The organism is Mycobacterium sp. FW102-FHT13B02, assembly GCF_058790275.1.
Genome location: NZ_JBYTCM010000026.1, coordinates 1 through 22,208, shown reverse-complemented (window position 1 = coordinate 22,208; position 22,208 = coordinate 1). Strand labels below are relative to the sequence as shown.

The window sequence follows — 22,208 nt, the reverse complement described above, 5'->3', positions numbered from 1 at the left end:
ACCCCAAACCACAGTCATTTCAAACCCGGCTTTCGAGACCGTCAATCTCCCGGCGGCATGGATGTAGCTGGCGAGCGTCGACAGCAACAAATCGTGCTGGCGCTGAGCGCAGCGGCAGCGGATATGACCCGCCGCCGCAGTCACGTCATCTGATCCCTATCCGGAGCGGGCCAGCATCGGCGTGCCCAGAGTGACCCCAGCCGCCCGGGCTGCGTACACAATGTCGGCCAAAACGCCTGTCTCCCAGCACAACAACGTCTCAACCCGCCTGCACCCGACGAAATCGCTGATATACCGCTGCATCTGCTCAGGGTCCTCGAACCCACTGAACCCTGGACGCTGCGACCCCGCCATCAGCACCGCCATCGCATACTCGTCCCGCAACGCAGCCCACGTCTCAACTGACGGCCACTGGTTCGAAATCAACTGCTGGGCAACAGCTTGCGCCGTCGCCGACAACTCCGGCCCAGCGTAAAACGCAGCCTGCACCGTCAACTCACGGCAATACGAATCCACCGCATGCTGATCAGCATGGGACATCTCGTAAAACAGACCGGGCTCAACCGTCTCCAGCCGGTGCGACCGCACACCCGACAACCGCGCCGCATCCGACTCCGACGGCCCGGACGACGGAGCCACCCGGAATGCCACGTCGCGGATCTTCTCCCGCAACAGATCCGACTCCGACGGGCCCGATGACGCCACCGCGGTCACCGTCAAACCCTGTGCCTCGATCGCCCGTGCGACCGTCTCGCCGGGGATCGCCCACCCGAACCAGCGGGTATCGAACTCGAAATTGAACGCGGCCGCCAACGGCATCGTCCGGCGCATAAACACACCAGCAGGGATGTAGCCATTGCCCTCGTTGGTGGCAACCCAAAACTCAGCCGTCCCACCCGAAGCGCCCCGGCCAACACCGACCGCCCAACCAAGACCCGGATCCACCACACTCGACGCCGCCGCCAACTCGGCAACCAGCCGCCGGGCCTCATCCAGATCCGACAATGCCGCATCACGCGAAACCCGCACCGGCGTCGTCGGTTCACGCACCGGCACAAACCCGGTACCCGCGCCCGGGCCGCCCCCAGGAGCCGCGGGCACACCCGCTGGCGAGGCCGGGACACCGCCCGGAACACCCCCGACAGCAGCCGCCGGCGCCGTAGACGGTGGAATGACCGTTCCATAGGACGACATCGCCGCCGGCGCACCACCGCCACCGACAGCCGGGGCAGCAACAGCAGGCCCCACCGCCTGCGGAGCCGCAGCCGGTGCCGACGGAACAGTCACAGAAGCCGCGGGGGCCGCCGCCGACGGCACCGCCGCACTCGACGGCGCCGCCAACGGCGCAGCCGGCGTGTGAGGAACCGGCTGACTCACGGCACTCGGCATCGCCGACGCCGCACCCGAACCAGCCATCAACCCACGGCCAAACCCTTGCCCCGCAGCCGAACTCAGCGCCTGCGTCGGATTGCCCGCGCCAGGCACACCCGTCGAGGGCACCGACGGCAACCCCTTACCGAACATCCCCGCCAAGGGCATCCCCTGCCCCATCCCCGGCATGCTGCCCCCACCCATCGGAGAGGCAGGTAGCGACGGCATGTGAGGAGTACCAGGCAAGTGCGGCGATGGGAGTCCCTCGGTCGGCCCCGGAGTGAATGGCATTTGACCGCGTCCGCTTAGAGGTTCGCCGCGTAACGGACTTCCGGCTGCATCCCCGGTCCCAGGGAAATGTCCCGTACCTTTCCCGCCTGTCCACCCGTCTTCACCACGGTGCCCGGACGACCCGGCAGCGTCTTTGCCGACGTCGGCAGCGTCGCTAGGTGGTTTCCCGGTCCACGGGTCTTGCCCGTGACTATTGCCAACCCCCTGAGAGAGCATTTGGTCGTCGGGGATGCCGGTCTGGGAGCCGAGTGCAACGACGTAACGGCCCATTTCCGTCGCCACATATCCGTGGAGTTGACTCGAGTAGCCCTGGATGACCGCGCCGTACCGGCTGGTGATGGCGGACACGTTGACTACCCGGCCACCGTTACTGCGTAATTGGGCTTCAATCTCGCGGTGGGCCTGATCGCTGGCATCGCGCATGAGCTGCTTGACGTCCCGGACATCGCCCGAGAGCGTCACAAAACCTGTCCCGGCAGTGTCGGCGAGATGCGCCAATTGGCGCATCATCTGATGCTCGTCGTCGTAGTGGGACGACGCGCTTTCAGAGCCAGCACCGTGAGCCCAATCCGTCGAGAACACCTCGTCTGAATGCTGTTTGGCGTCGTTGTTGGCATCCTCATACCGCGCGGCCAGCAGCTTGAGGTCCTCGCCGGCTTGTTTGATGGCTGATTCGGACTCAGCCGGCCACGTACCCGGAGGGAACAGGGAGTGGACGTACGCACCTTGCGGTTTAGGTATGTCCCCACCGTCGGGCATCCCGACGTGCGGGACGAAACCGTCCGGCTCAGGGTTCTTGCTCAGGACGTGTTGGAGCAGTTGGTGCGCCATTTTGTCGTTGACCGCGCGCTCGGCATCGCTGGTCGGCAGTGGCGGAAGGGGCGGCCAGCCATCGCCCGTGTTATTGCTGACAGCAGGCATTAGTGCGGCAACCCGCACACATCCGCAAACGCGTAGGTTGCGGTATTCGAGAGGTCGTTCAGGCGGTTGCCGTCTTCGATGGAGACGGTGCCCGTTGCCGCTGTCGTCAGCGCCAATGATGCATCGACATACTTCTTCGCGGCGGCCACAACGTCCGGTGGAGTCGCGGGGGCAAGCGCATTCTGAACCGCGACTACGCCATTGATCGTGCGTACCGCCAACGGGACGTTGAGCTGCCCGTCCTTAATCATTCCGCCTTGCCCGGTCTGGCCCTTCGTCGAGGCGTCGAATACCTGGCATACGCGGGCTTTCGCAGCGTCAACTTCGGTGGCCGTGTACTGCGGGGCCGCGGTTTCAGTCGGCGTCGCCTTGGACGGTGCGGCACTGTTGTGGGCGATGTTGAAGGTGATCGCAGCAGTAGCCGCGACCGCGCCCAGCGTCACCGCAACGAACGCCCCGAACACCGGCCACAAACCTCGCCGGCGTGGCGGCTGCGGTGCGGGCGGATAACCGGGTGCAGGCGGGGGCCCCGCGGGGGGCATGACTTGGCCATGGAACGCAGGGTCCACGGGCGCCGGCGGATATACCTGTTGCCCGGTGGTCCCCATTGGCGGTGAAATCGTCATCGCCGCCCCCTCTCCCGTAATCCCCGAAACTGCCTAAACCTGCAGCGTTGGCTGGTTCTCTACTTTTTCCGTGATGGACACCGCAGATACTGAAGTTACCGCCGTGAGCTGGCTGCCTTCGACCTGAACGACCTGCCCCGCCCGCAGTGCTTCGAGCGTGGAGTTCACCAGGCCGCTGTACATGCCGATGTAGGTGCCGCTGGGTAGCGATGGCATTCCACCACTGAGCGCACCCGCGCGTGTCCCGCCGACCAGTGTCAGCCCATTGCGGGTCGCGTCCGGGTCCATCTGAAACCGCTCAGCCATATCCCGATGGTAACGCCGAGCTCCACATTTCTCATCGGTCATTTCGACCGATCAGCACAGGCCCGCAGCGTCGGTCCAGGGAAGCCGGATGTAGCAAACAACGTTAGCGCGCCGCCGCCCCCGGCAATGCCAACAGCGGTGAAAACCGCGGATCACGCTCCCACCGGTCCCCCAGCACCGCTGTGGCCGCCCACAAGCACACAGCCGGGGCCGCAGGCCCCACCAAACGCAGCGGCGGCGCATCCTCGAACCCACAAGTCACCGACCAGTTCTGTAGATCAGGATAGAACTCGGTGATCGAACCGAACCAAAACGAATCCCAGCCGCGGCCGCTGTCACACAGCACACGGTGCGACGTCACGATCACCGGAGCCTGGCAGAAATCGCGCCACTGCGGCACCGCAGCCCGAGCCGCCACCTTCTTGCGGCGGTGGTTGAGCGCGGCGTTGACAGCCAACGCCCCGGCCATCACCGCTGGCCGACCGAACACCAGGAAATCGGAGCGGTCCCAGCTCCCGTCGCCACCGTAGAGGCGGCTGTACTGCAATTCCGTAGTCAGCAAGCCGACTTCGTCGGGATCGAGCACCGGCCCATAAACGCACACCTCGGGCGGGTTAATCCCCGCCCGGTAGGCGACTGCGCTGCGGTTGGCGTAGGCCCACCACCAGGCGTATGGATCGTCAGCCAGCGCAGGCATCGCGGCGCGCGGCTGCGGTGCTGCGTGGGTGCCGCGGGCGGGCAGCACCGCGGGCAGGTTTACCGGCACCTGACCGCCGATCTGCTCATCCCACCACGTAGTCATGACCGCACGATAGCTGCGCCCACCGACAGAACGCCACGGTTATTCACCAGGCGTCGCCACATTTGCGCCTCCATGTACACACGATTCAGGCGTATATTTGGGTGTATGAGTAAGCGTGTCAGTTTGATCCTCAAAGATGCCGATGAGGCCGTCATCGCACCGTACCTGGACGAAACGTCTCTCTCGTTCGCGGTCCTGCGGCAGTGGGGTAGCCAGCACGGAGAGACCGACATCAAATCAGAAGCAGGTGCGCTGCGCGCCCTCCTGCAAGCCGGGGCCGAGGCACTCCGGGAACATGTCCTCGATGCTGGCTACGCCGGCCTTGCTGCCGAGTTCAACGACGGCCCCGCGAACGCCGAACGCAAAGCCGCACGCGACCGGTACACCCGACGAACTGAAGCTCGCCGGTGAACCACGGGCTGCGAGGCCAGGCCTACAGAGTTGATCTGGGGCACGGTCTGAAGCCGTGGGTGGTCCTCAGCAACAATGCGCGGAACCGGAATCTAGACACTGTCCTGGCGGCGCGAATCACGACAACCAGCAAGAATGCGCATATCCCCACCGTTATACCGCTATCCGCGGCCGATCCCCTCGTCGGATTCGTCTTGGTCGACGACATCGTGCAGCTCTACCACGACGAACTCACCGAATCACTCGGGTCACTCTCGCCGCCGACCATGCTCGAAATCAGCAAGGCGCTGCGCATCGCACTGCCCTGAGCCAAACGAACACCGTATTTCAACGGTGCTCAGTGGCCGCCTGGGGCGGGGAACGCTAGCGGTACCAAAGACAGACCGTGGAACACCGCCACCGACATTTTCGACGGCCATTGCCGAGCAACGTCAGGGCTGCTCAGTCTGTGACGGCGGCTGACACGCAACAGTGCCGCCAACTGGATTTGCGCGAGTTCCTTCTGTGTCGCGCAGCTCGCGGAGGGCGTGCGCGCGCAGGTCGGAGCGCATATGCGCTTTGTGGCTATCGACGGTGGCCCGATTGACGGAACGCTTGGCGAGCCAATCATCCAGTGTCACGATCATGTTCGCCTCAGGACAACGGCTGCCACGAAGGCCCCGTGAACACCTCGAACCCGCTGGGGACATCGGCCGCCAGTGTGGCCAGCAGCCGCAGATGCCAGCCCGCTTCTGGGCCATTGACGGCGCGCACGGTCACCCGCGCGGGCCCATGCTCGGTGGCCCGGTGCACTTCGTCGACTAGGAGGTTCGGCATCCACCCCAACGGTAGATGGCCGACGGTTGTCGTCAGGATCGCCTGCGGGTTGCTGCGGTTGGACGGCTCAGCACACAAACCCAGCTCATCGCCGGGACGTAAACCTGCGAGTGTGGCTTCGAGCTCATCTCTGGTCACTGTCACCACGGCGTCCCCGACCTCGATCGGACGTTCCAGGACGTGCCTCATGCCGTGGACGAGGAAGTCGCATTCCAGGTGGCCCTCGCTGATGCGTGGCACTGGGAACAGTTGGATGGTGTCGCCTTGTCGGCGGCCGCCGGACCGGGCGATCTGCTCCCACGGGGAGGCGTCCTCCGGCAGGCCGAGCCGGTGGACCCAGCGGGTGAAGTCGGGGCGGCGCGGCGCCATTGCCCGTTGAGCGAATAGCGGAAAGAGCCTGGTCGAGGTGTAGCACCACTCCAGATCAGGAAAACCCAGGAATGGCCGAAAACCGGGCACTGTCAGGGCGTTGCGGATATAGCGGAACGTGTAGGTCTGTCCGTCGAAGGTGAGCAGCCCAACCGGAGAAATCGACCGTTCAACCGGGTGCTGCCAGGTCACCACCAGCTCACGCACGACGGCGTCAGCGCGCACACCTGCGATCAGGGTGCTAGAGGTCCCGGCCCGCATCGATCAGCCTTTCTCGATTGACTCTCAATACTTCGAAAGCAAACGTACGACACGGCACCGACAATTCCGGTACACGATCGAGCACTGCGGCCGCGTCATCGTTGCTTACCGCTTCTAGTCTATCCAGCCAAAACCGTCTGACCAGCGGTCGACACATCTGCAGCGCTGTTATGGCGTGCTCGACGAGCGTTGGTGGGCCGACCGTCAGGTCGTGTTCGAAGCGGTGCGCTGTGCCCTTGTGGGCCCATTGTTCGACGCCGCCGGCACGCCCCAGCCTGGCGGTGCATTCGGTTTCGCGCACGTTGTAGCCCAAACTGCTGGACTGGTCGTAGGAATCGGACAAGCGGAGTCGATCGGTGCTGTCCGGTGGCGGCAGCAGAATCGCCCAGTTGTCGTCGTGCCGGTCACGGTTGGCGATCCACGCATCGAGAACCATGTAGCCCGCGAACACATCGAACGCGCCGAAATCGCCCGGAATCGCCGGGCCTGGCGGCGGGTCGCAGTCGGCCAGGACGGCGGCGATCCGTTCCAGGGAGTGACCGGCACGGCCCTTGATTTGGCTTTGATAGTTGGGGTCGGCGGCAGCCATCAGCAGTTTTCCGGACTGCAGATCCCAGCCCGGTGGCTGCACATCCAGCGACATCGAACCGCGGCGACCGTCGCGAACACCCAACTCGACCCGCGCGCAAGGGATTCCGAGAGCTTGTGCGAGTTCGGTGCTCACCCGCTCGGCCCAGTCCTCGCCCTGCTGGACACCGTTTTTGACCACCGGAGGCTTGAACAGCCAAAGCCTGGACGTCACCGGGTCAATCAGCCACCACTTCTCTTCCTGGCCTTCGGTCTCATCGCTGAACACCTCCCACGACGAGACCTCCCACACCTCGAACAGTGACGCCGACACGCGCCGAAGGCTACCGACCTCGCCACAACGCGGTCATGTCACCCGGCCCAGATCGACCGGGAATGACCGTCGAAGTGAGGCATTACCCGGGCTTAGCGTGACCAACAGACGTGTCGACCAGACCGGTGCCGGTTGACCAACGACACCGGACACACGACGGACGGAACGCCATGGCGAACCCCGAAAAACCAAGCGGCCCAAGCACCTGCCACGCCCAACGATGCGGCGACCCCACCGCCGGCCTCATGTGCGCCCGACATCTGGCCATGGTGCCCCCAGGGATACGTCACGTGATCGCCAGCAGCGCCGACCCCGCCGCGTGCCCGCCGGCCATCCTCACCGCGGCCATCGACGCCGTCGCCCACAAAGAAACCCGCTCGGCGCCGCGCACACCCCGACCCCAGCGACCACCCCGCCCGCCCGCACCCAAACCCGCCAAAGCGATCCGCAAACCGGCCAAAGCGGGCCGCAAACCCGTCCAACTGACCCTCTTCGACCTCTAGAAACGAGACCCCGATGCACGCACGCGCACTCATCTTCACCGTGGCCACGACGGCCATCGCCCTCACCGGCTGCTCGACCGACGATCCGGAACCGCTATCGCACGCCGCCGCACCGGCCCCAGACCTGTCCCCGACCAGCCAACCAGCGGCCCCGCCGCGGCCGCCGCAGGTCGCGCTGGAACGTGCATGCGGCGCCTTCGGCGTCCTGGACAAGCTCACCCACGATGCGAGCAACCCGACACCAGACCCGGGCAACCCGGCCCCACATCCCAACGGAGCGAACGTAATCGCCTACGCCAGCGCGCTACGAACCGCCAACGGTCCCGGACTCGCCCCCGCCCTGAACGCCGCACTGACCGCGCACGCGTACGCGGTCACCAACCTAGGGTCACTGATCAACCATGGCGCCAGTGGCGACGACATCGCCTCGATGGCCACCGTGGCCGACATGACCGGACGGACCGTGCAGACGATGTGCGCCGCATCGTGAGATAGCCACCGCCAGGACACAGGAATGTGCGCACTTGCGAATCGAATTCTTCTGGAGGGCAACAATGCTCACGATATTCAAAGGTAACGGGATCGATGTAACCGTGACCGTCAGCGCCGCCGGCGGGGTGATCGACGAATGGTCAATCACCATGGACGGCCAAACCATCAACGGCAGCGACCGCGAGTCCCTGGACGACTCCATCGGCGTCATGCTCAACACACCGCCGGGCGCTGTGGCCACGATTGCGGGCGTCGGCGCCATCCGCGTACCGCACCCGCACGCCGCGATGGCCGCCGATGTCATGCGCCTCGATTCCCGGCAGAGCTACTACCTGACCGACACCGAACGCGTCGTCCCCGGCTCGGCCGCACTCGCCAGACTCCTCGACCCGTTCTACACCATCTGATCACCGACCCACGCAGGCATTGCGCAATCAGCAGATAAGGAGGCCCAGTCATGACCACTCAGGAACCGATCGGACTGGATACCCAGCCCCACAACACATTTGATGTCGCCGGCCATGTCATCGACGACGTGCATGCCCCAGCGGCCCAACAACTGCTCAGCCGCGCCAAACCGCTGCGCGTCCGGCCCCTGTGCCTGTGCCAGCACCCAGGGGTGCCGATGTACATCGCCGCTACCGGGCACGAACTCATCGTCAAACGAATGCCCGGCACCGCCGCCACCCACCACCACCGGTGCCGATCCTGGCTCCCGCCCGAGGAGCTATCCGGTTACGGAGCCGTCGCGGAGCGTGCCATCATCGACAACCCCGCCGACGGCACCACCGCCCTGCGCCTGGGATTCTCGCTGTCGAAGGCAGGAAACCGAGCAGCGCCCGAACCCTCGGGCACCCCGTCAGACACCGTCCAGGCCGACGGGAACAAATTGTCGCTACGAGCCGTGCTGCACTACCTGTGGGACGAAGCCGAACTCACCACCTGGCACCCCGGCTTCACGGGCCACCGCCCCTGGGCGGTCGTGCACCGGCGGCTGAGGGCCGCCCTCGACGGCAAACTTGTCCGCAAGAACCCCATCGCCCCCCATTTCTTTGTGCCCGAACCATTTTCAGCCGACCACAAGGCCGAACTCGACCAACGCCGGATCAAGGCCTGGGCGCCGGCGCGACGCCAGCCGGGCAAGCCCACCAAATTGATGATCGGGGTCGGCGAAGTCAAGGCCATCGAGGGGGCCAGCCACGGATTCAAAATGCAAATCCGGCACCTACCAGGGCACCCCTTCTTTGTGGAAGAAGACCTGTGCCGCAAGATCAACAAACGCTTCGCTGACGAACTTGAGCACTGGCAGATGGCCGAAGCCGGCGAGGTCCGCCTAGTTGTCATCGCCACGTTCTACGTCTCGCGCGCCGGCTACGCCAACATCGAAGAACTGTCCCTGATGACCACCGACCGTTACTGGCTGCCCTTCACCGGCGACGCCGAGCGAACCCTGCTACACACCGCGGTCGACAAAGGTCGATCCTTCCGAAAAGTCCTGGCCTATAACGGCAGCAGCACCCCGATGGCCTCCATGATCTTCACCGACGCCACCCCCGCCGTGGCGGCATTCATCGACCGCCCCGCCGACGACACAGACGACACCTCAATAGCCGGACTACCGGTATGGAACTGGCACACGACCGAGGACATGCCCGAATTGCCCTCACTAGCAGGCGACCACCACGGCCCCAGCGAACCAGAGCAGGACAACTACGGCGGCGAGCCAACACCTGAGCACCTCTGGCCGGCATCGGCGACGGGGGTTGTGTGATGACCACCGTCGCTGAAACTGCCATCAACACAACACAGTTCGCGGAGCATCACTGCCTCGAAGTGCATTGCACCGGCTGCAACGAAGCGCTCGGTGAGGATTGGACGATCCACTACGACTCCCTACCCGCAGTTCTTTCGGCCCTACGGGACGCAGATTGGACGGTCACCGGCGACGACGCATTCTGCCCAGACTGCCAGCCCGACGAAAACACCCCCAATACATCGACCGCCGTCGTTCACGTCTGTGAATTCTGCTGGCCACCGCTGATCCCCAGCGACAACGCCAGTCAGATTTGCACATGCGAATCGCCTGACCGCACCACACCGCACTACTTCACCGTGCCGGTCATCACCGGTGCACACCCAGCTCTCGTTCACACCGAGTGCATCACCTTGCAATGCCGCGACTGCGACGAGCCCTTCGGAACGGAAGAGGCACCCGCGCACTACCGCTCACGGGCCAAGGCCATTGAGGCGGCCATGACCGACGACGATGAGCCCTGGTCCCAGGACGGCAACGGCATGTTCTGCGACCGCTGCACAGCTCGGCGCCGCTGCAAGGAAAACGATGGCCACACCTTCCCCGAGCAGCCGCACTGGACAAACCCCAATGACGGCACCCAGATCCGCTACTGCGACGACTGCGACGAGATTCAGCGCATCACCCCAGAGCGGGACGACAACGACCACGAGCCACCGACCGAAGACCCCGCGGCAGCGCTCCAGTGACGCACCAAACACCCACCCCGACAAGGACCTACCACCGATGACGACCACCCCGGACAACCAGGATGAACACACCCCGCGCGTCGGCCGGAGCGTCACGGGCGCACTAGCCCTTCTTGGCGCACCGTTCGCACTCGCCGGCATACAGCTGATCAACACACCCGCCCGGGATGTCCCGGCGTGGCTGCACGTTACCGGCACCGACCTGGCACGGACCAGCGCGTACACCACAGGGTTGACCGCGTTCATGATCGTGCTGTGCGGAGCCAGCGTCGTGATCGCATCCCTGCTACGCCGCTACATCGAAGCGGTTGTCCTGCTGTTTATGCTCGTATGGGCTCCTGCTGCAACAGTTTTCGTCGTCCCGGTCGTCCTTCTGGCTAGCCGTGGCGAGTATCCGCCCGCGGGCTATACCGGCTCGGCTGACCCGATTCCGATGAGCACCGACTTCAACTACCGCGCGTACCTACCGGATTTGCTTTCGTCGCTCGTCACGCCCGCACTGTGGGCCCTGGCCGCCGCGGTCGTGCTCGGTCTGATCCTCAGCCCCGTGGTCGGGTACGGCATCGCCCGTCGATCTAAGCGCGTCGAGGCCTGATCGGCGTGGTCTGAATGTTGTCGCTCCCCGAACTGAGGTCGGCGAGGTACGCGTCAAGGACTACAGTGCGCCACCGGGCTCTCCGAGGATGCGCGTGATGATCCCGACGCGGGCCAGGGTCGCTGTCACGTTACGGCCGGGCTGCCGCGCTACGCGAGGGTCATCGACGGTCAGGCTCAACGCCAGGCTGACGTGGCGGCGGCCCGGAGAAGTCAGGTGCTGAGCGGCTTGCGCAGTTCGACGAGAAGATCGATGGCCTCGTTGCGTTCGGCTTCATCGAGCCACGAGTAGAGCGTGGTAATCACGTCCTCGGCTTCCCGGGCCGCCCTGATCACGTCCGCGGTCAGCGCCTCGCGGGCATCGGAATCCATTCCCGACAGATGACTGGCCAGGGTCTTCTTGAGGCCGACAACTTGGCGGGCCATGGCGAACCTGTCCCCCGGTTTGCCGATCGGCGGCTCTGCTGCTTGGGGGGCCAGGGGTGTCGGTTCACCGCCGGCGAGGACCGCATCGCAGCTGCCGGGCTCCCATTGCAGTGCATGTTCGAGCTTGCGCGCTAGTCGCGGTGTCAGCGTCTGGGAGCGGTTGTTTTCCAGGAGCCGGACCGCCGGCGCCGACGGGCCGCCGCGGTCAGCGATGTCTTTTTGGGTCAGGCCGAGGTCTAGCCGGCGTTCGCGCACCGCGATCCCGAGCTTCTCCCATGCCGCCATGATGCTCCCATCATGCCCGACGCACCGATAAAAGTGGATATCTGAGGAGAAAATATCGCTTGCGTTGCAACGCTCCTCAGCGGTGGCGTGGCCACGCTGACCTGTATCAATGCCGAATTCGAGCGTCAGTTGGCAACCAGAGTGCGGTGACCTGTGGCACGAAACGGCATTTTGAGGGCTAGCCAGAAGCGATAAAGAGCGATAAATTAGCTTTCAATACAGCAAAGTATCGGTGTTTACACCAATTGATACCGAAGGAGCGCCCGCCATGACCATCCGAATCCCGGCCAACTACCAACCGGAACTGCCCTTCACCGATGACGAGGCCGAGGACTTGGGCGCCGAAGAGACCCTCTTCGCGCCGGGTGTGCGCATCTTCCGGCCCGATCAGCCCACCCCGTGCCAGGCCGCCGTCCCCACTCCCGACAACGACCCGTGGTTCGACCCGACCCGCCGCGCCAAGCGGGCCGCCCGAACCTGCCAAACCTGCCCCTTCATCGGCCGGTGCGGATACAACGCCGTCGCCAGCCGCGCCACCCACGGCGTTTGGGGCGGCATCGAATTTCCCGGCGACTCCCCCGCCAAACTGTCCAAGATCTACGACCGCCTACTGCGCCAATTCGAGGAGCGCAAAGCCGTCGAACTGGGCGCAGCTCCCGCCCCCGAGCTCCCCCCGGCCACCGGCCGCATCTACAAGAAGCGCCGCGTCACCCCGGCCGCCACTACTGCTGCCCCCGTCGCCGCCTGACCGCAGGCCCCAACGACCGTCTCTTACAACAAGATTCGTTCACTCCAAGACGAGGTGCACAATGACTGTCACCGAGCTCGACATCCCCACCATCACGGCCATCGCGCAGCTATCGCGCCCGCGCCGAACAACGGTCACCACCGGTGACGGCATCGACCTGGCCGTCACCGACTACCAACCCACCGGACCGGCCACCCACACCGTGATCCTGCTGCACGGACTATGTCTGAGCCAACAATCCTGGGCACTGCAAATCCGGCACCTACGCCGCCGATGGTCACCGAGCGTCCGGATCATCACCTACGACCACCGCGGCCACGGCCAATCCGCCTGCGCCCCAACACTGACCTACACAATCGGCCAACTCGGCGACGACCTCGCGACCGTCATCGACGCCATGGATATCGCCGGGCCACTGATCGTCGGCGGCCACAGCATGGGAGGTATGACGGCCCTTCAATACCTGTCCCAAGCACCGCAGGACCAGCCCGCGCCGATCAGCGCCCTCGTTCTCGCCGGCAGCGCTGCCGGACACCTCACCCGCTACGGACTAGGCCGCCTGCTGAGCACGCCCGGCCTGGAAACCGTCGTCGGCCTCGTTGACCATTGTCCGCACGTGTTCGCCGAACACATCGTGCGCACACTGGCCGGGCCACTGTGCGCACTGCTCACCCGACACGGGTACGGCGGAAGCGAACGCCACGCCCTGGCCGCCACCGCCGCCGGCGCCATCCACAGCACCCCCTGGCGCACCGCTGTCGGATTCCTCCCAACCCTGAAAACCTATGACCAGCACAGCATTCTGGCCACACTAGCCACCCCCACCGTCGTCGTCAGCGGCGCCAACGACGTCCTTACACCGCCCTGCCACGCCGAGGAACTGGCCGCAGCAATGCCCCTGGCCCTCCACGTCGCCGTGCCCGGCTGCGGCCACATGCTCCTGCACGAAGCCTCCCACGTCGTCAGCGAAGCGCTCGACCGCTCCCTCACCACGCTCGCCGCCTGACCCGCGCACACTCCAAGAAGGGAAGCCAAAACCCATGGCACACAACGACAATAACCCGATCCTTCACCGCCCCCACGCCGTACAAGCGTGCACGGGCCCGCATACCCCGCGAGTAGCGGTGTGGGGGGAACCCGGGTACGGCCGCGCCTACGCAGCCAAGCTCGAAGCAGCCAAGCAGGTGCGGCGGACATGGGTTACCTGGGACGGCCCACTCGCCGCCACCCTAACCGCGCCCATCCCACCCGCTTTGTTGCGCTCCACCAGCGGAGATGACTGAGCAAACCAATCCTGTCGCGCGGCCGGCCCTTCTGTCCCGGGGTGCGGCTACTGCTTAGCCGTCACCGGCGCCCACCGCACCGACTGAACCAGCCAACCCGACACCCAGGAGGACCGAACCAATGCCTGACACCGACGACCGCCAGCGCGGCCTCTACAAGAAGTACGAGCTCCACCGCGTCAAAGAAAACGAGACCGGCGAGGTCTATGAGCAGTACCAGGTCACCGACCCGTTCTTCGTGCTCAAGTACACAACCGACCCGCACGCCGCAGTTGCCTTGCGCGCCTACGCCGATTCCTGCGAAGCCGACTACCCCGCCCTCGCCGCCGACCTGCGCGCGGCGCTACGCGGCCAGCCCGAATGCGAATGCCACGAACCTGCCTGCCAGTGGTGCGAAATCCACGGGAACACCGGCCACCAGCGATCAGATGACCGTGTAACCCTCGATGTCTAGGTCAGCGGTCCGCACGCACATCGGCCCGTGTGCCGTATGCGGCAACGCCGCCGTCCTCGTGGCCACCTACGTCGACGGCTCCCAGTTTTTGGCGCACGTTGGCGGCTGCCCCGACCACAGCACGATCCCGACACCCGGGGCACGTGATGTCCGATCAGGCTGACCACTCTGCCAACCCTGCGCCACCCGCCGACGACGCCCGCGAATTACCGCCAATTCTCACCCCTTCGATACCTGTCGCTACTTTCACATACCCATCGTGACCAGCGAAAAAGGGTCCCGTCGATTCCTCGGCGTGTCTCGGAACGGTCGTGCAACGACCTGCAATATTCGGGAGGTATGGACAGGCCCCCTGCGCCCGCCGCGCATCAGGTGCGCCTGCGTCCCTGCGCGGCGCCCGACCACGCTGCCGTAGCTGCGCGATACCACATCGCGCAGCGCACCGACCATCGCTGGCAGTCCTGCCGCACCGCCAGCGCCCGCACGCCAACTCAGGAGGTGTTGTCCCACAACCGATAACCCGGGCGGCCCGGCGAAAACCCTGCTGCCACACCACATGTACATACCGCGTGCGAACACCTGACAGATACACATAAGCCCCCGGTGCGGCACACCGAGGGCGAGTGTGCGAGATGAAGCTGGGCTGCTTCTTACAGGTGACTCGCACACCTGCCCCGAAGGGACTGTCTTGCCGGACAGCTTCCACGGTAACGCATGCCTGCGACCTGGTCCAGGGCGTACACGCCGTGATTTGCCGAAAACATCCACCCGCCCACCGAATTACCGTGGCTGCACCCCCGAGAAGCCACGGCGCGGCGTCGTGCACACCACCGCGACCCGCGATGTCGTGGCCATCCGCCGCGGCCGCCACCTCGCCGGCATCGCGCCTCCGCCGCCGCATACGTTCGTCACCCTTACCCTGGACCCCGACAGCCATAAAGGTGTGCCGTGCTGGCGCGGCGGCCCCGCACACTGGGCCCACGTGACCGTCGCGATCGCCTATGACCTGAACTACCAACGCATTCGACCCCTGCTGTGTAACGGAGGCGTCGCCCGCCGCACCCTGATCCTGGTCGCCGCCGCGCGGGCACACTTCGCTGACTACGCCACCGGCCGCGGCAGCCGGCCCACCAATGAGCGCCTGGCTCGCTGTGCCGGGGTGTCCGTGCGAACCGTGCAGCGCGCCGATGAAGTCCTGCGCCTTCTAGGTGTGGCCACCGAAGTTCTGCGCGGCCGCCAACGCACCCGAACCGAACGCATGGCGTCCTGGCGGATGGGCGATCGCAGCCGGGGCTGGGCATCGGTGTGGGCGCTGCACGACAACGCAGCGGTCATCCGAGCCATCCACCACTTGTCACCCCATCCCGAAGGGTCCCAACTACCTACAGGAATCTCACCTTTAGTCAGTCCGAGTACGACCCATGGGCGCGACAAGCGCGCCCAGCGCAGCGGCGCCAAGCGCCGCGCAAGCCCGGACGAAGGCGGCCGCCAGCTCCTCGAGGCATGGCGGCGGTCTCCCGGTGCCCCGCCGTGGTGCCAACGCCACTCCAGCGCGGCCTGGGCCGCGCTGCTGGCGGCGCCGGCCGCCGCCGGGTGGACCCCGCGCGATCTGACCCATCTCGTGCGTGACTGGATCGGCGCCGGACACTGGATCGCCGACCATCCCCGCCGGCCCATCGCGCTGCTCGCAGCGATCGTGGCATCGCACCCAAACGTGCAGGAGCGCCCCGCCGCCGCCGACGAGGCCCGCGAAGCCGCCGAATTGGCCGCCCATCGCTCCCGTCAGGCCGCCATCCCGGCGCAGCGTGCCGAACTGGCCGCGCGGCGACAGGAAGCCATAGCGGCGCTCTCAGGCCCGGGACGGGCCGCAGCCCAAGAAGTGATGGCCGAGCTTGCCCGCCGCCGACACCGACGACCAGAGGTGCCGTCGTCGCGATGAAGTCCGAGACCTTGTCGGTGCGGCGTCGAGCGGGCGGGCGGTGCTCAGACAATCCGGGGTCGTCGGTCATGAGCGACATCCTGCACCAGGGCACCGACACGAACCTCGCGCTACGGCGGCTGTGTCGGTGCCTGCGGCTAGTACGTGCCAGGCCCGGTCGCTACGTTCGTTGGTCCGGGTAATCGCCGCCGACTGATTGGAGCCGCCGGAATTTCGCGGCGAAGTCGAGAGCGATCGGGGTACCCAGATGCGTGTAGGCCCACTCCCAGTCCCGCGCGCTCCACACGCGCGCCTCCCCCGTTGAGCGGTGCCGCCGCAGAAGCCTCTCGGCGCGCCGCGTGGTCAGGAGAACAGGCAGACGCCCCATCGCACCCCAGAGCACAAACGCGAGTGCCACCGCCGCACACCAGTACAGCGCGCCGCTTTCGGGCCATTGTCGCGTGGCGGCGAGATGCGCCACCGCCAATGTGGCCACGCCGAGCAGCACCATGATCCGCACAGACGACTGCCGGGTCACGATCAAAAACGGCGTCAGGCCGAGCGCGACAAGCAAACCCGCCACACCGAGGTAGCCCCACACTCCGGGCCCGATGCGCGCGGCCAACGCAGGGATGGTGCTGTGCCCCGCACCGTAAATCAAGCCCATCAACGCGCCGGATACCAGTCCCGCGCTCACGACGCGCACCGTGCGCGGCAATCGACCGGTCGTCGTCATACGCCCTGCCGGGTCGCTTCGACCGGCTCGCTATACGGGTCGTCGCTGAGCATCGGCACGTAGGCCTCCCCCGCGGCGTCCGGTTCGAATCCCGGTATCCCGTGCGAGAGAAAACGATTGAACTGTTCCATCAGCTTGGCGTAATACTCTTGGCGGGACTTGCGAATCACCGTGAGCAAGATTTCTTCGAGCTCGTTGTTCGTGTAGTCGCCCATCGCATCGGGATCGATGTCCAGGTCAATGAGATGCCCGTTGCGATCAAACTTCGGCTTCACAGCACCGTTGACCCCGTCGACTGTGATCTTGTCCACCGCATCAAAGAATGCTTCGTTGCGGGCGCGCCAATGCGCTATCAGATTACGGGTGGCCTGTACTTCCTCGTCGTCGGTCACTTCTGTTCCCCCGCATCATTTTTCGCGCGTCGTTTCTCGATCCGTCCCCGTACCGGCTCGGCGTTGGCCGGGGCCTCCACCTGGAGCCGCTGTTTGGGGCTGAGGCGGTCCTCTTCGGCGCCGCCGGAGCCGTTCCCGCGGCCGCCCATCATCGGCGGCATCATCGGCCCGCCCATGCCACCGCCACCGGCTGGTGCCCCGGATGACGACGCTGCCGGCGCCGCGGCCGCGTATGCCGGTGGTCCCTGTTCGGCGATGGTGGAGGCCGCCGCGGTCGGCGCGGTCAGTGGGCCGCTTGGCGCCGAGGCCGGTTCGGTGTCCCCGGGCATACCCCCGCCACCGCCGCCTGCCCCGTCCCCGCCGAAGTCGCCGGTGCCCCCAGAGCCTGACGAATCATTCTGGTCGCCAGGAAGTTTCGGTTGGTTCAAGGCTGAACTCAAGGTCGATGCGCCTTGGCCCAGTCCGCCGGCAACCTGACTGCCGAGCTGCCCGATCTTCTCCCCGGCGCCGCTGATCGCACCCAGGATGGCTCCGGCCGCGCCGGCGATCCCACCGACGACCGCCGGTACGACTGTGCTCATCAGCTGTTGGCCAGACTGATCCAACGGACCGCCCTGGTTGGGGTCACCTGCGGGGCCAGAGGTGTTGACGTCCTGGCCACCGGCACCGGGCAGACCCGGTGCCCCGGGGCCATGCTTTTCGTGGTCGACGGCATTGTTCAGGCCCGCCTCGGCGGTGCCGGTCGCGTTGTTGGCCGAGTAGCTGCCGTAGTGGGTTGCGGCCTCGGTGTGGGTTTGCGCCAGCTCGCTTTGAAGACCGGCCACCGGAACCGCGTACGCGCCGCCGTAGGCGGCGTTGAGCTGTTGGGCGGTTTTGAGGCGCTGTTCCACGGCGGTGAATTTGTCGGGTCGTGGGATCGTGGCCTTGGCCCGCTGGTAGTCCGCGACTCGGGCGTCGATGAATGTCGACAGGCCTTGCGCGGTGGTGCTGTGGTCGGCGAACGAGGTCTGGATGTTGCCGAGGGTGCTGTCGGCGTGGTCGGCCGCCGCGGACTGCCAGCTGTCGCGCGCCATGCCGCGCGCGGACGCGACCTGCGCTGCGGAGTCTTGCAGGTCGCTGGACAGCGATCGCAGCGAGTCAGAGGCGGCTTCCATACTGGCTGTGCCTGGGCCGTTGTGTATCAGCTGGGCGGCGTGCTTGCCGCTGGTCGGCACCACTCCGCCACCGCTGGTGGGTGGGGCGATCGGCCCCATAACCGGTGCGGCCATCGATGGGGCCTGCACGGGAGCGCTGATGCCGGAGCTGGACAGGTTCAGGCCCTGGACGTTGCTGGTTTCGGCGGCGTCGTAGGTGCTGGCCGTGGCGCTCAGGTGAATGCCGGCAGCCTGGGCGCGGGCATTGGTGTGTGTGATCGCGGCATGCAGTTGGCTGAGCTGACCGGAAATCCACGCTGCCACCGCTGCAGAGCTGGCGTCGTTGGCCGGTGCGGTCACCGACAACGTGGGCGGGGCGCTGGATGCGTTCTGAGCGGCCGCGGCCGCCGAGCGCACGCCATCTGAGTCAACTTGCAGGTCAGCCATGGTCGTTAGGTGGTCAGCTTCCGGGTATTGGCTGCTTCGGCGTCCGTGTACTGGTCCACGCTGGTGCGGATCTGTGCGGCGACCCGGGAGGCGTAGTCGCCCAGACGGGTGCCGGCCGCGTCCCGTTGGGCCAGGACTTCGGTGTACTGGGTGTGGGCCGGGCCGCCGATCTTGCCGAACGCAGCCTTGGCCTCGGTGGCAAGGCCTGGATCGTTGGCCATGCGTTGCGGTGCTTGCTGGCTTTCGTCGTCCCACCATTGGGCGTGTGCGTGCCAGGCGTCGGTGTCGATCTGAGTGGACTCGCTCACCGGAAACCCCCTATCTGCGGTGTCATCTACGGTACTTAGAAGTTCAGGTGTGCTGCGCGATAAGCGGTGATGTCTGCCTCCACGACCCACACATCATCGGCGTCCTGGAAGGCGCCCCGCTCAATGCTTTCGAGCCGTTTGTCGGCCAGGGCACGCATCAGTGCGAGCCGATGCAAGACCATGAACCGCTCGGCGAGTTGGTCTGCTGACCAGGTCATCACCGATGGTGCAAGCTGGCAGTCGGTCAGGAAACCGTTCGAGTCGAGTTCGATTTGCAGCTCGCCAGTGCGAGACCGCTCGAAGTAGCTGCGCTCGTCGACGGTCGACTCGCTCATGCTCAGGCCCCCTGTTGTCCGGCCGGGGCAGCCGGGGCCGCGGGAGCGGCTTTGGCTGCCATCGGATTACTCCAGCCCAGAAATCCTCCCACGCCGTTCAAGGCGCTCTGGGGCTGAAGTTGCCCGTCAAGCCACACGTGCTTGTTGCCCATGTACGGCACGGGGTCGCGCGAGCTGAACCGGGCGACCATGCCCGGGGCCAGATCGCTCGGTGAGACCGGATCGGTCACCGGGGTTCCGGGTGGCGCCAGGTCGACCCCGGCCTCGTCGTGGAAGGACTGCGGGACCGACTTGCCCGCCATGATGGCCTCCATCACCTTGCCGGTCTTGGCATCGACGGTCACCGGTGTTCCGTCGGGCATGGTGACCGTCGTTTGGCCACCGGCCGGGTTCGTTGCCGCGGCCGGAGCCGCGGCGCCCGGGTTGGCCCCAGGTGCTGCCGTGGCGTTGCCGGCATTCTCGGTGTGGGCCGTGCCGTTACCGTCGGGTCCGGTGCTCGAGTTGTTCGATCCGTTCGAGCCGTTGCCGTTGGCGTTGGAATTGCCGTTCTTGTCGTCGGTCTTACCGTCGCCATGATCGCCGAAACTGTTGTCGCCCTTGTGATCACCGGACGAGCCTTTGTCGGAGAAGTTATCGCCAGGAGGCTGCTGCTGCGCCCCAGCCTGACCCAGCCCGGCGAGCGCAGGGCCCAACGCACCGAGCGCACCGCCCACGGGGTCCGCGCCCCCCAGGCCCGAACCGAGGCCGCTCAGCCCGGACAGCGCCGGGCCCAACGCGCCCATCGCGCCACCGAACGGGTCCATCCCGCCCATCCCCATCGGGCCCAAGCCGGCCAATGGATCGGTCACCGGGCCAGTGCCTCCCGGATCGGCGCCGCCCGGGTTCGCACCGCCGGGGTCCGCACCGCCCGGATCGGAGCCCCCGGGGTCGGACCCGCCGCCACCGTTGCTACCGCCCGGGTCTGAACCGCCGCCGCCGTTCCCAGAGCCGTTACCTTTACCGTTGCCGTTCGGGTCGTTCGGACCATTGGTGCGGTATTCATCGCCGAGCTTGGACAGAATCTGCGACTGGGTCTGGGCATCAACCTGCGCGTCGTCGAGGATCTTTTGAACGTCCGCCAGCTTCCCGGACAGGTACTGCTGATACATCGTGACCGACGCCGGGTCGCCCAGCTGGCCGCCGACCGCAGTCGATTTGGTACGGATATCGTCGAGGATCGCCTGGATCTTGGTACGTGCCGCGTCGTTACTGGCAAAAATCTGCTTGAGCGCGTCGGTGACCTTGCCGTCGGTCAACTCGTTGGCCACCGTCGCCTTGTTGTAGGTGTCGCCAGCGCCCTGGGCGCCGGCGGTCAGCCCGCCCCCGCCAGGAGGCGGTGGTGGCGAGGGCTGCGGCGGCCCTTGCGGTGGCGTACCGCCGGGCCCGTACAAAATATCGTGTGTCCGATTGCCGGGTGCGTCCTTGGGATGGTCACCGAAAAGCGGTGCAGCGAAACCGATCACACGGCGAGCGGCCTCCGCGCCGGCCTCGATCACGTGCTCCACCACATCGACTGGGATGGGAAGTGTCACGACGTCGTCCCTCTTTCTGTCTTCACCCGGCTCTCGGCCTGTCTCTTCAACGCTAAAGGCGCCGTCGCTCCTGGGCGACGGTCAATCGCGATCGTTTTCATCCGGCCGCAGCAACCGGTTCACCCAGACGGCCCACGGCGGCATCGCGGATCTTGCCGACCACATCGTGATGCAGCCCCACGCGCTCACCGATCCCGCGGTTGGACAACCGGGGATACGCCTCGTAGGACAGGCGGATCACCTCAGCGACCTTTTCGCGGGGCCGGCTCGCCAGCGAGCGGTCCTCTTCGGCGATGACCGTAGCCACAGCCCACGCGACAGAGTTCTGGTCGTACTCCTCTGCCGCAAGTAGATCGGTGGGGTTGAATCGCCAAAGCACTTGCAGCGCATGGGTTGAGGCCAACAACGCCAATGGTGGTACGCAGGCGATGGCCGCCGCGAGCCACGGGCCCAGAGCGGCCCCGTGAGGCAACAGGGCATGAACGACGTTGCCGCTCAAGCTTACTGCCGCGGCCGTCACCAGATAGGACCAAAAGAATCGCCGGTTGCCGCGCTGGTTGTGATAGCCACCCAGAGCCACAATTGCCATGGTGCACAAGACGATTGTGCCGTCGACGATGACAGGCCAGAGCCATGCCAGGCGCGCGGGCCAAGTCGAGCGACTCGCCAAGTCGCACAGCGAGGAGAACGACAGCACGAAGCTGGCCACCACAATGACCACCGTGATCACCACAGCCGCGCGGCGGGTCACCACGACCAGTGCCAGTCGCGCGGCATCACCGCTGGCGGTCGCCGGCCGTGTAGCGCCTCGCTCGGGCTCGGGCGATGCTGCCCGGTCGGTATCGTCACTTGACGCTTCTTCAGTCGGCCTGGCTCGTCCTGCCGGGCGCGTAGCGTTGATCGCCACCACCTGGCCACCTCCCCGTTAGTGTCCGTTCTCATTGATTCTGGGGCATTCTCATTGAATCTGGGGTAAGTGCGTGTCTTTCTCATTGAATCTGGGGCA

The 22,208-nt window shown here is 66.0% G+C and carries 26 protein-coding genes; 12 read left to right on the top strand and 14 right to left on the bottom strand.

What is annotated here, in order from left to right; all coding sequences use genetic code 11:
• Positions 1–156: 156 nt before the first annotated feature.
• From AC3WTE_RS28615 to AC3WTE_RS28600, 4 genes are all read right to left on the bottom strand, one after another.
• Positions 157–2,583: a hypothetical protein gene (locus tag AC3WTE_RS28615; RefSeq protein ID WP_302415956.1), complete on the bottom strand. Its 2,427-nt coding sequence runs from the start codon at positions 2,581–2,583 to the stop codon at positions 157–159.
• Entirely contained in the window at positions 2,583–3,047 is a 465-nt protein-coding gene (locus AC3WTE_RS28610) for a hypothetical protein (RefSeq protein ID WP_492442854.1), read from the bottom strand. Before AC3WTE_RS28610 ends, AC3WTE_RS28615 begins: the two co-directional genes overlap by 1 nt.
• A 195-nt stretch (positions 3,048–3,242) precedes the next feature.
• Positions 3,243–3,515, bottom strand: a complete 273-nt coding sequence (locus AC3WTE_RS28605) for a hypothetical protein (RefSeq protein WP_302415954.1) — start codon at positions 3,513–3,515, stop codon at positions 3,243–3,245.
• A gap of 103 nt (positions 3,516–3,618) precedes the next feature.
• Positions 3,619–4,317 carry a hypothetical protein gene (locus AC3WTE_RS28600; RefSeq protein ID WP_302415953.1) on the bottom strand — a complete coding sequence of 233 codons (699 nt, stop codon included), beginning with the start codon at positions 4,315–4,317 and terminating at the stop codon, positions 3,619–3,621.
• A gap of 105 nt (positions 4,318–4,422) precedes the next feature.
• On the opposite strand from AC3WTE_RS28600, the gene AC3WTE_RS28595 reads away from it, so the two are divergent.
• Positions 4,423–4,728 (top strand): hypothetical protein, encoded by a 306-nt coding sequence (locus AC3WTE_RS28595; RefSeq protein WP_302415951.1) that lies wholly within the window; start codon positions 4,423–4,425, stop codon positions 4,726–4,728.
• The gene (locus AC3WTE_RS28590) at positions 4,725–5,036 is read left to right on the top strand and encodes a type II toxin-antitoxin system PemK/MazF family toxin (protein WP_302415950.1); all 312 of its coding nucleotides are present in this window, start codon (positions 4,725–4,727) and stop codon (positions 5,034–5,036) included. The genes AC3WTE_RS28595 and AC3WTE_RS28590 overlap by 4 nt, the downstream gene beginning before the upstream one ends.
• A 325-nt stretch (positions 5,037–5,361) precedes the next feature.
• On the opposite strand, the gene AC3WTE_RS28585 is transcribed toward AC3WTE_RS28590, so the two are convergent.
• Together AC3WTE_RS28585 and AC3WTE_RS28580 are read right to left on the bottom strand one after the other, a co-directional pair.
• Positions 5,362–6,174, bottom strand: a complete 813-nt coding sequence (locus AC3WTE_RS28585) for a hypothetical protein (RefSeq protein ID WP_302415949.1) — start codon at positions 6,172–6,174, stop codon at positions 5,362–5,364.
• Complete coding sequence (locus tag AC3WTE_RS28580) at positions 6,155–7,075, bottom strand: HipA domain-containing protein (protein ID WP_302415948.1); 921 nt, start codon at positions 7,073–7,075, stop codon at positions 6,155–6,157. Before AC3WTE_RS28580 ends, AC3WTE_RS28585 begins: the two co-directional genes overlap by 20 nt.
• A gap of 290 nt (positions 7,076–7,365) precedes the next feature.
• Here AC3WTE_RS28580 and AC3WTE_RS28575 point away from each other — a divergent pair, with 290 nt between their 5' ends.
• The 6 genes from AC3WTE_RS28575 to AC3WTE_RS28550 all read left to right on the top strand — a co-directional run bounded on the left by AC3WTE_RS28575 (position 7,366) and on the right by AC3WTE_RS28550 (position 11,167).
• A complete protein-coding gene (locus tag AC3WTE_RS28575) occupies positions 7,366–7,578 on the top strand; it encodes a hypothetical protein (protein WP_302415947.1) in 213 nt (70 codons plus the stop codon).
• Positions 7,579–7,591: 13 nt separating this feature from the next.
• A complete protein-coding gene (locus AC3WTE_RS28570; RefSeq protein WP_302415946.1) occupies positions 7,592–8,068 on the top strand; it encodes a hypothetical protein in 477 nt (158 codons plus the stop codon).
• 64 nt (positions 8,069–8,132) lie between these two features.
• The gene (locus tag AC3WTE_RS28565; protein ID WP_302415945.1) at positions 8,133–8,477 is read left to right on the top strand and encodes a hypothetical protein; all 345 of its coding nucleotides are present in this window, start codon (positions 8,133–8,135) and stop codon (positions 8,475–8,477) included.
• A 50-nt stretch (positions 8,478–8,527) separates the two neighbouring features.
• Positions 8,528–9,841, top strand: coding sequence for a DUF1173 family protein (locus tag AC3WTE_RS28560; RefSeq protein WP_302415944.1), 1,314 nt, complete (start codon positions 8,528–8,530; stop codon positions 9,839–9,841).
• Positions 9,841–10,572, top strand: coding sequence for a hypothetical protein (locus AC3WTE_RS28555; protein ID WP_302415943.1), 732 nt, complete (start codon positions 9,841–9,843; stop codon positions 10,570–10,572). Before AC3WTE_RS28560 ends, AC3WTE_RS28555 begins: the two co-directional genes overlap by 1 nt.
• Before the next feature lie 37 nt (positions 10,573–10,609).
• Positions 10,610–11,167, top strand: coding sequence for a hypothetical protein (locus AC3WTE_RS28550; RefSeq protein WP_302415942.1), 558 nt, complete (start codon positions 10,610–10,612; stop codon positions 11,165–11,167).
• A gap of 212 nt (positions 11,168–11,379) precedes the next feature.
• Here AC3WTE_RS28550 and AC3WTE_RS28545 read toward each other — a convergent pair whose 3' ends face one another.
• Positions 11,380–11,877 carry a helix-turn-helix domain-containing protein gene (locus AC3WTE_RS28545; RefSeq protein ID WP_302415941.1) on the bottom strand — a complete coding sequence of 166 codons (498 nt, stop codon included), beginning with the start codon at positions 11,875–11,877 and terminating at the stop codon, positions 11,380–11,382.
• Positions 11,878–12,145: 268 nt separating this feature from the next.
• Here AC3WTE_RS28545 and AC3WTE_RS28540 point away from each other — a divergent pair, with 268 nt between their 5' ends.
• The 4 genes from AC3WTE_RS28540 (at position 12,146) to AC3WTE_RS28525 (ending at position 16,301) form a co-directional block, all read left to right on the top strand.
• Positions 12,146–12,625, top strand: a complete 480-nt coding sequence (locus AC3WTE_RS28540) for a WhiB family transcriptional regulator (RefSeq protein WP_302415940.1) — start codon at positions 12,146–12,148, stop codon at positions 12,623–12,625.
• Positions 12,626–12,686: 61 nt separating this feature from the next.
• Entirely contained in the window at positions 12,687–13,631 is a 945-nt protein-coding gene (locus AC3WTE_RS28535) for an alpha/beta fold hydrolase (RefSeq protein WP_492442853.1), read from the top strand.
• A gap of 398 nt (positions 13,632–14,029) precedes the next feature.
• The gene (locus AC3WTE_RS28530) at positions 14,030–14,362 is read left to right on the top strand and encodes a hypothetical protein (protein ID WP_492442852.1); all 333 of its coding nucleotides are present in this window, start codon (positions 14,030–14,032) and stop codon (positions 14,360–14,362) included.
• A gap of 820 nt (positions 14,363–15,182) precedes the next feature.
• Complete coding sequence (locus tag AC3WTE_RS28525) at positions 15,183–16,301, top strand: helix-turn-helix domain-containing protein (RefSeq protein ID WP_492442851.1); 1,119 nt, start codon at positions 15,183–15,185, stop codon at positions 16,299–16,301.
• Positions 16,302–16,461: 160 nt separating this feature from the next.
• Here AC3WTE_RS28525 and AC3WTE_RS28520 read toward each other — a convergent pair whose 3' ends face one another.
• The 7 genes from AC3WTE_RS28520 to AC3WTE_RS28490 form a co-directional block, all read right to left on the bottom strand.
• Positions 16,462–16,977 (bottom strand): hypothetical protein, encoded by a 516-nt coding sequence (locus tag AC3WTE_RS28520; RefSeq protein ID WP_492442850.1) that lies wholly within the window; start codon positions 16,975–16,977, stop codon positions 16,462–16,464.
• Positions 16,978–17,012: 35 nt separating this feature from the next.
• On the bottom strand, positions 17,013–17,408 hold the full coding sequence (locus AC3WTE_RS28515; RefSeq protein WP_492442849.1) for a type I secretion protein TolC: 396 nt from the start codon (positions 17,406–17,408) through the stop codon (positions 17,013–17,015).
• The gene (locus AC3WTE_RS28510; RefSeq protein WP_492442848.1) at positions 17,405–18,988 is read right to left on the bottom strand and encodes a PPE domain-containing protein; all 1,584 of its coding nucleotides are present in this window, start codon (positions 18,986–18,988) and stop codon (positions 17,405–17,407) included. The genes AC3WTE_RS28515 and AC3WTE_RS28510 overlap by 4 nt, the downstream gene beginning before the upstream one ends.
• Before the next feature lie 5 nt (positions 18,989–18,993).
• Entirely contained in the window at positions 18,994–19,296 is a 303-nt protein-coding gene (locus AC3WTE_RS28505) for a type VII secretion target (RefSeq protein ID WP_492442847.1), read from the bottom strand.
• 35 nt (positions 19,297–19,331) lie between these two features.
• The gene (locus AC3WTE_RS28500; RefSeq protein WP_492442846.1) at positions 19,332–19,631 is read right to left on the bottom strand and encodes a hypothetical protein; all 300 of its coding nucleotides are present in this window, start codon (positions 19,629–19,631) and stop codon (positions 19,332–19,334) included.
• Positions 19,632–19,633: 2 nt separating this feature from the next.
• Positions 19,634–21,202 (bottom strand): DUF4226 domain-containing protein, encoded by a 1,569-nt coding sequence (locus AC3WTE_RS28495; RefSeq protein WP_492442845.1) that lies wholly within the window; start codon positions 21,200–21,202, stop codon positions 19,634–19,636.
• Between the two features lie 97 nt (positions 21,203–21,299).
• The gene (locus AC3WTE_RS28490; protein WP_492442844.1) at positions 21,300–21,953 is read right to left on the bottom strand and encodes a DUF2637 domain-containing protein; all 654 of its coding nucleotides are present in this window, start codon (positions 21,951–21,953) and stop codon (positions 21,300–21,302) included.
• Positions 21,954–22,208 lie beyond the last annotated feature (255 nt).

Coding starts and splice junctions, on each gene's coding strand:
- AC3WTE_RS28510 (WP_492442848.1), bottom strand. CDS start 18,988: ATGGCTGACCTGCAAGTTGACTCAGATGGCGTGCGCTCGGCGGCCGCG.
- AC3WTE_RS28595 (WP_302415951.1), top strand. CDS start 4,423: ATGAGTAAGCGTGTCAGTTTGATCCTCAAAGATGCCGATGAGGCCGTC.
- AC3WTE_RS28540 (WP_302415940.1), top strand. CDS start 12,146: ATGACCATCCGAATCCCGGCCAACTACCAACCGGAACTGCCCTTCACC.
- AC3WTE_RS28550 (WP_302415942.1), top strand. CDS start 10,610: ATGACGACCACCCCGGACAACCAGGATGAACACACCCCGCGCGTCGGC.
- AC3WTE_RS28545 (WP_302415941.1), bottom strand. CDS start 11,877: ATGGCGGCATGGGAGAAGCTCGGGATCGCGGTGCGCGAACGCCGGCTA.
- AC3WTE_RS28535 (WP_492442853.1), top strand. CDS start 12,687: ATGACTGTCACCGAGCTCGACATCCCCACCATCACGGCCATCGCGCAG.
- AC3WTE_RS28605 (WP_302415954.1), bottom strand. CDS start 3,515: ATGGCTGAGCGGTTTCAGATGGACCCGGACGCGACCCGCAATGGGCTG.
- AC3WTE_RS28600 (WP_302415953.1), bottom strand. CDS start 4,317: ATGACTACGTGGTGGGATGAGCAGATCGGCGGTCAGGTGCCGGTAAAC.
- AC3WTE_RS28585 (WP_302415949.1), bottom strand. CDS start 6,174: ATGCGGGCCGGGACCTCTAGCACCCTGATCGCAGGTGTGCGCGCTGAC.
- AC3WTE_RS28615 (WP_302415956.1), bottom strand. CDS start 2,583: ATGCCTGCTGTCAGCAATAACACGGGCGATGGCTGGCCGCCCCTTCCG.
- AC3WTE_RS28500 (WP_492442846.1), bottom strand. CDS start 19,631: ATGAGCGAGTCGACCGTCGACGAGCGCAGCTACTTCGAGCGGTCTCGC.
- AC3WTE_RS28530 (WP_492442852.1), top strand. CDS start 14,030: ATGCCTGACACCGACGACCGCCAGCGCGGCCTCTACAAGAAGTACGAG.
- AC3WTE_RS28565 (WP_302415945.1), top strand. CDS start 8,133: ATGCTCACGATATTCAAAGGTAACGGGATCGATGTAACCGTGACCGTC.
- AC3WTE_RS28555 (WP_302415943.1), top strand. CDS start 9,841: ATGACCACCGTCGCTGAAACTGCCATCAACACAACACAGTTCGCGGAG.
- AC3WTE_RS28560 (WP_302415944.1), top strand. CDS start 8,528: ATGACCACTCAGGAACCGATCGGACTGGATACCCAGCCCCACAACACA.
- AC3WTE_RS28570 (WP_302415946.1), top strand. CDS start 7,592: ATGCACGCACGCGCACTCATCTTCACCGTGGCCACGACGGCCATCGCC.